At 36.4% G+C, this 7523-nt stretch carries 8 protein-coding genes; 1 reads left to right on the forward strand and 7 read right to left on the reverse strand.

Going from position 1 to position 7523, the window contains the following annotated elements; translation table 11 throughout:
- Positions 1 to 80: 80 nt before the first annotated feature.
- The 4 genes from L2567_RS20355 to L2567_RS20360 form a co-directional block, all read right to left on the reverse strand.
- Positions 81 to 356 (reverse strand): hypothetical protein, encoded by a 276-nt coding sequence (locus tag L2567_RS20355; protein ID WP_235299704.1) that lies wholly within the window; start codon positions 354 to 356, stop codon positions 81 to 83.
- Positions 357 to 630: 274 nt separating this feature from the next.
- Positions 631 to 873 (reverse strand): hypothetical protein, encoded by a 243-nt coding sequence (locus tag L2567_RS21405; protein WP_406626737.1) that lies wholly within the window; start codon positions 871 to 873, stop codon positions 631 to 633.
- A 106-nt stretch (positions 874 to 979) separates the two neighbouring features.
- Positions 980 to 1168, reverse strand: a complete 189-nt coding sequence (locus L2567_RS21410) for a homocysteine S-methyltransferase family protein (RefSeq protein WP_406626735.1) — start codon at positions 1166 to 1168, stop codon at positions 980 to 982.
- 260 nt (positions 1169 to 1428) lie between these two features.
- Positions 1429 to 2190, reverse strand: a complete 762-nt coding sequence (locus L2567_RS20360) for a DUF6090 family protein (RefSeq protein ID WP_235299705.1) — start codon at positions 2188 to 2190, stop codon at positions 1429 to 1431.
- Positions 2191 to 2371: 181 nt separating this feature from the next.
- Between L2567_RS20360 and ggt the strand changes: the two genes are divergently transcribed.
- The gene (gene ggt, locus L2567_RS20365; protein WP_235299706.1) at positions 2372 to 4066 is read left to right on the forward strand and encodes a gamma-glutamyltransferase; all 1695 of its coding nucleotides are present in this window, start codon (positions 2372 to 2374) and stop codon (positions 4064 to 4066) included.
- A 319-nt stretch (positions 4067 to 4385) separates the two neighbouring features.
- Here the strand turns inward: ggt and L2567_RS20370 are convergent, their stop codons facing one another.
- The 3 genes from L2567_RS20370 to L2567_RS20380 form a co-directional block, all read right to left on the reverse strand.
- Entirely contained in the window at positions 4386 to 4988 is a 603-nt protein-coding gene (locus tag L2567_RS20370) for a DUF998 domain-containing protein (protein ID WP_235299707.1), read from the reverse strand.
- 105 nt (positions 4989 to 5093) lie between these two features.
- Positions 5094 to 5789 (reverse strand): hypothetical protein, encoded by a 696-nt coding sequence (locus L2567_RS20375; protein ID WP_235299708.1) that lies wholly within the window; start codon positions 5787 to 5789, stop codon positions 5094 to 5096.
- Between the two features lie 122 nt (positions 5790 to 5911).
- Positions 5912 to 6874 carry a cadherin repeat domain-containing protein gene (locus L2567_RS20380; protein ID WP_235299709.1) on the reverse strand — a complete coding sequence of 321 codons (963 nt, stop codon included), beginning with the start codon at positions 6872 to 6874 and terminating at the stop codon, positions 5912 to 5914.
- Positions 6875 to 7523 lie beyond the last annotated feature (649 nt).

The following is a 7523-nucleotide window of genomic DNA, read 5'->3' on the forward strand; positions in this document are numbered from 1 at the left end:
CCTTTAGAGCTTCTAAAACTACCTTTGTTTTAAACTCAGGTGTAAACTTTCTTCTTGTCATTTTTCTCACAATTTAGTTATTAACAATTATTTATAAAAGTTGTCCTAAATTGTAGGGGCACATCAGAAATAGCTGCAACTCTGGAGAGTTTTGGTATACTTGATTCATAAATAATCTGGCCACCTCGATCTAAATGGAAAAGAAAGCTATCGCACAATACAATTAATTTTTCATTATCAGCATAACCATAAGTGACTTTCCTAGGATTTTTCACAGATGGTAAAGAAGCTTCAAACGTTTGGGCATTCAGCGTTAGAAACACAAATTGGAAAATAATTATAAGAAGGTTCTTCATGTTATGCTTTTAAGTACTGGCAAATATTAAAAGATATTTCAAGATTATATTGAGGTGGTAAAATAAGTAAATAAAAATGGTGTTTGATTAACAATCTTGAAGGATATTAATAATTAAAACCTCTTGGCCATTTATTCATTATCAAGTCATTCACCCCATTCTAAATAAAAATCTATGAGCTAAGATTTATTATGCAGTACCTCTCCTTACTTATATTTTGCCGTAAAGGTATGACCAATACTAAGGATCTCTTCGGCTTAATGATCCTTCACCTTCAAAAAATCAACAATTGATGCAAAGTGCTCTCGATCCATCCAAAATAACCTAATTTTTTATGAGATAAATTCTTGCTCATCTTCTCGTACTCCTCCGGCCCTATCTTACAATACCCTCTAATCATAGCGACTCCTTGTTGCAACCAGCCCTTTGCCATGGTCACTAGATCAGAAGGTGGTGTGTCATTACTCCAGTTTTTACCCGATGAATGATATGACTCGCCAGAGTTGGGATAAGCTATAAGTGTTTCAAGGGGGAAAACTCTTTTAAGATTACAATCAGATTACTAATATGGTGAAGTGCCGTACAATTGATGCCAATGGCAAAAATCCCCGCAGCTTCAATTATCATCTCCGCCCCTTTTTATATCTCCGTGCCATCTCATCGCAAAGCTTGATGGACTTACACATCAGACCTTCTGCATCCCCTTCGCTTATTCCCCATTTCATAAAGCCTTCCGCACTTGATTGATAACTGGCGCTCGTTATACAACGAGCCCCGGCTTTAATATAATCCAGATGTGCCTGAACAATCAATTCAGGATTTTCCTACAAGTGAATGGCTGACCATAGGGCATGATTCATGTCACAGCCATACCCTCCCAGAACATTAGAAAGTCCACTGTCGATCAATGGTGGGAAGGAATTTGGTATGGAATAGAATGGAAACCTTTAAAAGTTTACTATACAAAAATATATTTTATTAATTAACCTTTACTTTTGATTACACAGCAGAAGTTTATCACTATCAAATTAAAATTACGCTTGATTTTTACTCATCAATTTCCAATCTGTTCTCAACTAGCTTCCATTTCCTGCTCGATGCGCTCTATGAGCATCCCACCCATTTCTTTTAATTCTTTATAATACGCCTCAAAAATAGAAAACTTATACAGGTAGTAAATAGCAGCACTCTCAAGATCTTTGTAAGTTGGATTTTCCGGATCATTAATAAACTTCCACTCCGTGTTATTTATCATCACCTCTCGATCAAATAAGTCTTCGAAAATTGGATAAAATTTAATGATCCTTTTATAAGGCTCTTCAAATAACCTTATTCCAGTTTGATTCATTTCTGAAATATGATTATCTATTGACCCGTATCTGAGGTAGTAATTCATAATCAGATTCCTGAGACTATCATTCTTGATGTATGAAAATTTACCGGAGTTGGTGATTTCGTTGTAGGTTCTGTCTTCAAGTAATAGGTTGTCCGAATCCCAAAAAACTGATGCGGTCAATTCCATAAATTCTTCTGTGCTTGATTGCTCTTTTTGAATGGATCGGATATAATTTTCAAATGACTTTTGAGCTTCACTCGCCTCTTTAATCTTGCTGTCAAGATACGAGGAGTCCTTAGTGAGATCTTGGTCTAATCTTTTAAGATATCCCAAACCGGCAGCGATTTCTTTACTCTTCTCATTCCAATTATTAATCTGCAATGCAATAAGGATCCCTATGACGACTAGCAGTATTTCCCCTACGGCATATTTCAAATACTTCGTAGTCATATTTTCATCAAGTAATTTTCTACGAATCTGTTTAAAGAATTTAATCATTGCTTAAAATCTTTTTAAATTCTATTTTGCTCCCTGCTATCTTAAAAATAGTTAATTTATGTTATCAAATAAGCAGCTAGAGCATTGTTAATTTCATGAAAATCAAATTTCTCGTCCTGCCATGTAAACCAGAATCCTTTGAAGGAGTTATGTTTATAGCTAAATCATAAAACTAAATTCTATGAAAACCAACGCAGTCTTACTTATTCTTTTTTTAATCCTAACCCTACCCTCTTTTGCACAAGATCGAACCAGCGGACACAACTTCGCCACCCGCTCTGAAATTATTGCACAAAATGGCATGGTGGCCACTAGTCAACCATTGGCGACTCAGGCTGCTTTAGAAGTTTTAAGGAATGGAGGAAATGCCATAGATGCAGCCATTACTGCAAATGCTGTCTTAGGTGTTGTAGAACCTCAAAGTAACGGTATAGGTGGTGATTTATTTGCCATAGTTTGGGATGCTGAAACTAAACAGTTGTATGGACTAAATGCTAGTGGCAGGTCTCCCTATAACATGTCCATCAATGACATAAAAGCTAAAGGATTAACGAAAATTCCCTTATTCGGTCCGCTCAGCATTTCGGTACCTGGTTGCGTCGATGGATGGTATACACTCCATGAACGATTTGGAAGTTTAGAAATGCAAGAACTTTTGCAACCGGCGATCGACTACGCTAAGAATGGATATCCAGTATCTGAAATAATCGCAAATGACTGGAAAGCAGTAGCAGATCGATTAAATGATCAAAAGGGCTTCCAACGTGTGTTTGCTCCAAATGGCCAGGCTCCGGCAAAAGGAGACATTTTTAGAAATCCAGCATTGGCCACCACCCTCTCAAAAATAGCCGAAGAAGGTAAATCTGCTTTCTACAAGGGTGAGCTTATGAAAGAAATGGTTGCGTTTTTGAAGGATCAAGGCAGCTACTTATCAGAACAGGATTTTATAGATCATACTTCAGATTGGGTTGAGCCGGTCAGCTCTAATTATCGCGGATATGATGTTTGGGAACTTCCACCAAATGGCCAGGGAATTGCTGCACTTCAGATTTTGAATATATTGGAACAATATGACCTTCAAAGTATGGGTTTTGGCAGTGCTGAGTACTTTCATGTGTTTACGGAAGCCAAAAAGTTGGCCTATGAAGATCGAGCAAAATTCTATGCGGATCCTGAATTCAATGAGATCCCTGTGGACTATTTAATATCAAAGGAATACGCTAATCAAAGAAAGGAACTCATCAACTTGGAAGAGGCTGCCGATTCTTATCCGGCAGGTGAAGCCATAGAAACTGGAAATACTATTTATTTGACCGTTGCAGATAAAGATGGCAACATGATCTCATTGATTCAAAGTATCTACTGGGAATTCGGTTCAGGAGTTGTCAATCCTGATCATGGATTTGCTTTCCAGAATAGAGGCGAGATGTTTACATTGGAAGAAGGTCACTTTAATCAATATGAACCTCACAAAAGGCCTTTTCATACGATTATTCCAGCATTTGTTACCAAAAATGGACAACCCTACATGAGTTTTGGAGTTATGGGTGGTGCGATGCAACCTCAAGGGCATGCTCAAATTGTAGTGAATATGGTTGATTTTGGGATGAACTTGCAAGAAGCCGGAGATGCTCCACGAATCAGACATATGGGCAGCAGTAGTCCTACCGGAAGCAAGATGACCGGAGGAGGTACTATCATCTTAGAATCAGGAATTGATTATGATGTTGTCAAAGCATTGATGAAAAAAGGACATCGAATCGGCTTTGGGTCGGGAAGCTATGGAGGCTACCAGGCCATCATGTGGGATGCACAACGAAAGATCTATTTTGGTGCGTCAGATTCGAGAAAGGATGGGCAGGCTGCGGGGTGGTAGTGATGATAGTCCATCTTGCAGACAGGATTCGTTCATTTTTAAGATTCAAAATAGTTAGCAGTTTGCCATTTTCCATATTTCAGAATACTTGTTTGATTTTGAAAAGTGTTGATAATAGGCAAACTTGATGGTTATTCAGGTACTCTTAGCTGCTGTAAACTCAGAAGTAAGGGTCTAAGATCATCTATGCTTAAATGTCTTCGCTTAAAGTTGTAGTGTTAACATGGCAGCTGTAATCGTAATGGCGTCGGAGTATTGTTATGTAGTGAGGAAGTCAAACTATTTTGAGAAGGTGAAGTGAGACAAGCTGGAATTGCAGTTATAGGTTGTTCTTTGCAATTTTTTGGGATTTTAATATTAGTTCAATGGAAGTTATTGCAGTCCATCCGAAAACTATTGCGAATACTAAACGATGAGTAATCGGCATTGACCAGATTCCCAAAACAAAACCAATCATTGACAAAACTAGAATGACAGCTGTCAAATTTGCACGGTTCCTAACTTTTTTGTTTAATTTTTGCTTATATCCAAGCCACGATAGCCCAAATAACCAAAATGCTATTCCCAGACAAATCGCTACGATATGAGCTTTAGAAAATGGTGTGTCCGAAAATTGCATATCGATCGGTATGGCAGTAAAGCCAAATCCTAATCCAAATAATGATAATAAAATTGATAAGAATTTGTCATTTAGGGTATTGCCATAAGCTAGTCCAAAAATAAAAAGAAGAATTCCGACTGTCACGAATCCAATCAAATTAAACCAAACAGCATTCGGTTCATTTTTTGCTCCCAATTTGCTAATAAAATCATCAACAAAGCTGAATTCCTTATTCATTAAGCCAAAAGTCAACAATGCCGAAATTAAAATCATAACAGATAAAAGCCCAACTATCCCAACCTTTTTTTCTGTTATATTCATTCAATAATTTTTGGTATCAAATTTTATACAGGGGTTTACAAATCAACCTGAAAATCCACGAGTCCCAACTGCGATCGAGATTCAGAAGTAGGCGAGTATAGGCAATTAATTATAGCCATTTTTAGGTATTGTTTTTTTATTATTTAGACTATCGATTAATTCAATTTTAGGATTTCTGCCTTTTTCTGCTTTTAAAATAATTCTTCCATCTTTCTTGGAGTCACTTATTTTCGAAATACTCAAATCTTTATCTGTTTCATGCCAAAATACTATTCTATCCCGCGTTCCTTTATTTTTTTGAAGGTCCGCATTAATAGTCATAAAAGAGATATTTGGTGCAGCATACAAATAGATGGCTTCTCCACCAAACTCTCCTCCATAGTCCATCCCTAAACCTATGCTATTATCGTCATCGCTAAATCCATAGCCTGAGCGCTCTTCCCCTTTACTATCATTAAAAAAAAGAGACCAGCCATCATTTAACCTTTCCTGATATTTGCCTCCTAAAAATAATTTCCCATGCTGTCCTAGATGAATTCTATCCATACCATTTTCGTCCATAAAAACGAGTCCATTCAAAGTGTCTTTCCTTTTCCTGTATTGATTGTCAATAGGGAATCCCATTGCAATTCTCGGATTCCCAATATCGTCTTGAATAATAATTCCTTTAGTCTGCAAAATGTCATCATTAGTTTTGTTGACTGGCTTAATATACAGCCAGATTAAAGCAAAGGCCAATGCTAATATTATAACTGTTTGAACCTTTGATTTTCTTTCAAGTGATTTAATTCTGTTTTCCATATAATTTTAAATTCTGACTTATGTATTGACTTTGCGCAGTAACCCGATAAGTATTGCAAATAGGTTTTGTTCTCGCCTGCCTTCTTAAGGTTTATAAACTATATAAAACCCATTGGTCCGTACTACTCTTGCTTAATAAATTTGTATTGTTTTTCACTTAGGTTTAAGATGACCTTATAGTTACCAGCTTCAGGCACCTCAATATCCGAACCTTCATGCTCTGCAATCCCCTCTGGAAAAGTATTGCCACCCCAATTTATGGCCCAACTATCCCTACACCTAAATTTTACCACTCCTTTTTTTAAAAACAATGTTATTTCCCAAATACTATGTTCTTCATCTATCAAAACCATTGGTGTGGATTTGGCACCCACATTGTCAAAACCATCTATGGATGTACCGATTATACCGACATCTTCATAGATTAATTTAACATTAGGATGGTATTTTTTAATGAGTGTCAACATGTTGTCAGACTCCTTTACTAGGGCCTTATAATCTAAAATATCAAAACTTCTTGACGATCTGCTTGTTTTTAAAAGACTCTTAAAATGTTGACTTGTCAAAAGCGTCTTAGCTTTTTCTAAATCCTGACTAGTATACCAAGTACTGTCCAAAACCCATTCTGACATGATTTGGTTATGGTCAAACTTAAAAAAGGCAATACTGTTTTCTACCAGTTCGTCACTTAGTTTTGCTTGAACATCGACGATGTATGAAGCATTAGTTTTGGAGGCTAATAGCTGTTTGTAATTTAATAGATCATTGGCTAATTTCTTTTGCTCGGGGCTTTCCGGATTGTAGGTCAATCTTTCTAAGAAAGGTATTGCCGTGGCATTAAAACTCCTTTTACCTGCAGTTGTCGTTTGCCATACGTCCATTAGCAATCTAGAATTCACCTGGCTTTGTTCATTGAGATTTGATAGACTATCTGTGATTGCAATGATGTTTTCATTTTCCCTTATCATATACTCGTATAGCCATTCATCATCAGTTATTTTGTTGTACAATTGCTCCAGGGACGACTTAAATTGTTCTTCTTTTTTTCTGCTCTCATTCCAATTATTAAATTGAAGTGCAATCAATATTCCAATTACTACAAGAATAATTTCTCCAACGGCATAAATTAGATACTTGCTGAATTTACCTGCCCGTGCATTGGTCCTTGCAGGCGGGTTTTCAGCCGAGAAGTTTTTGTCTAATTTTTCGAAAGAATTTTATCATTGGTTATTTTGGTTAATTCGAACTCTGATTAACGTTCACTAAGTTACCGTTTATCAGATTGCTTTTTTTTGCGCTAGTCTGTATTTTTCTCTTGAAAATTTATCCAGTTCATTTGGGTCTATTCCAAACTTAGCAATTTTCTTCCTCAGCTGAGCTATTGCCCTTCGTTTTTCACCTAAGAATATAAATTCATCTTTAGGCTTAGAGGATTCATTTTTGTGATCATAAGAATATGGTTAAGAGTTATATCAGAAGGTATGAGTCTATTAATAATCTGCAAAAAGAGCAAAGTAACTTGTACAGTAAGTCTAAAGCGCTGGATGATCTCAGAGGAAAAAGTCTTAGAAGAAGTTCTCAGCATTTAAATGATTGAATCACTACACAAGTGAGCTTCCCCCCAATTGTTAGACAGAAATAGTCTGTTTTTAGGTTTGAATTTGGCAGTTCGGTTTTCCACATTTCAATATCAAAAATATCCATGGTAAGATATTTTCAGATGTTGAACATAGT

Origin of the sequence: Portibacter marinus, from assembly GCF_021533195.1 — a bacterium.
GTDB lineage: Bacteria > Bacteroidota > Bacteroidia > Chitinophagales > Saprospiraceae > Portibacter > Portibacter marinus.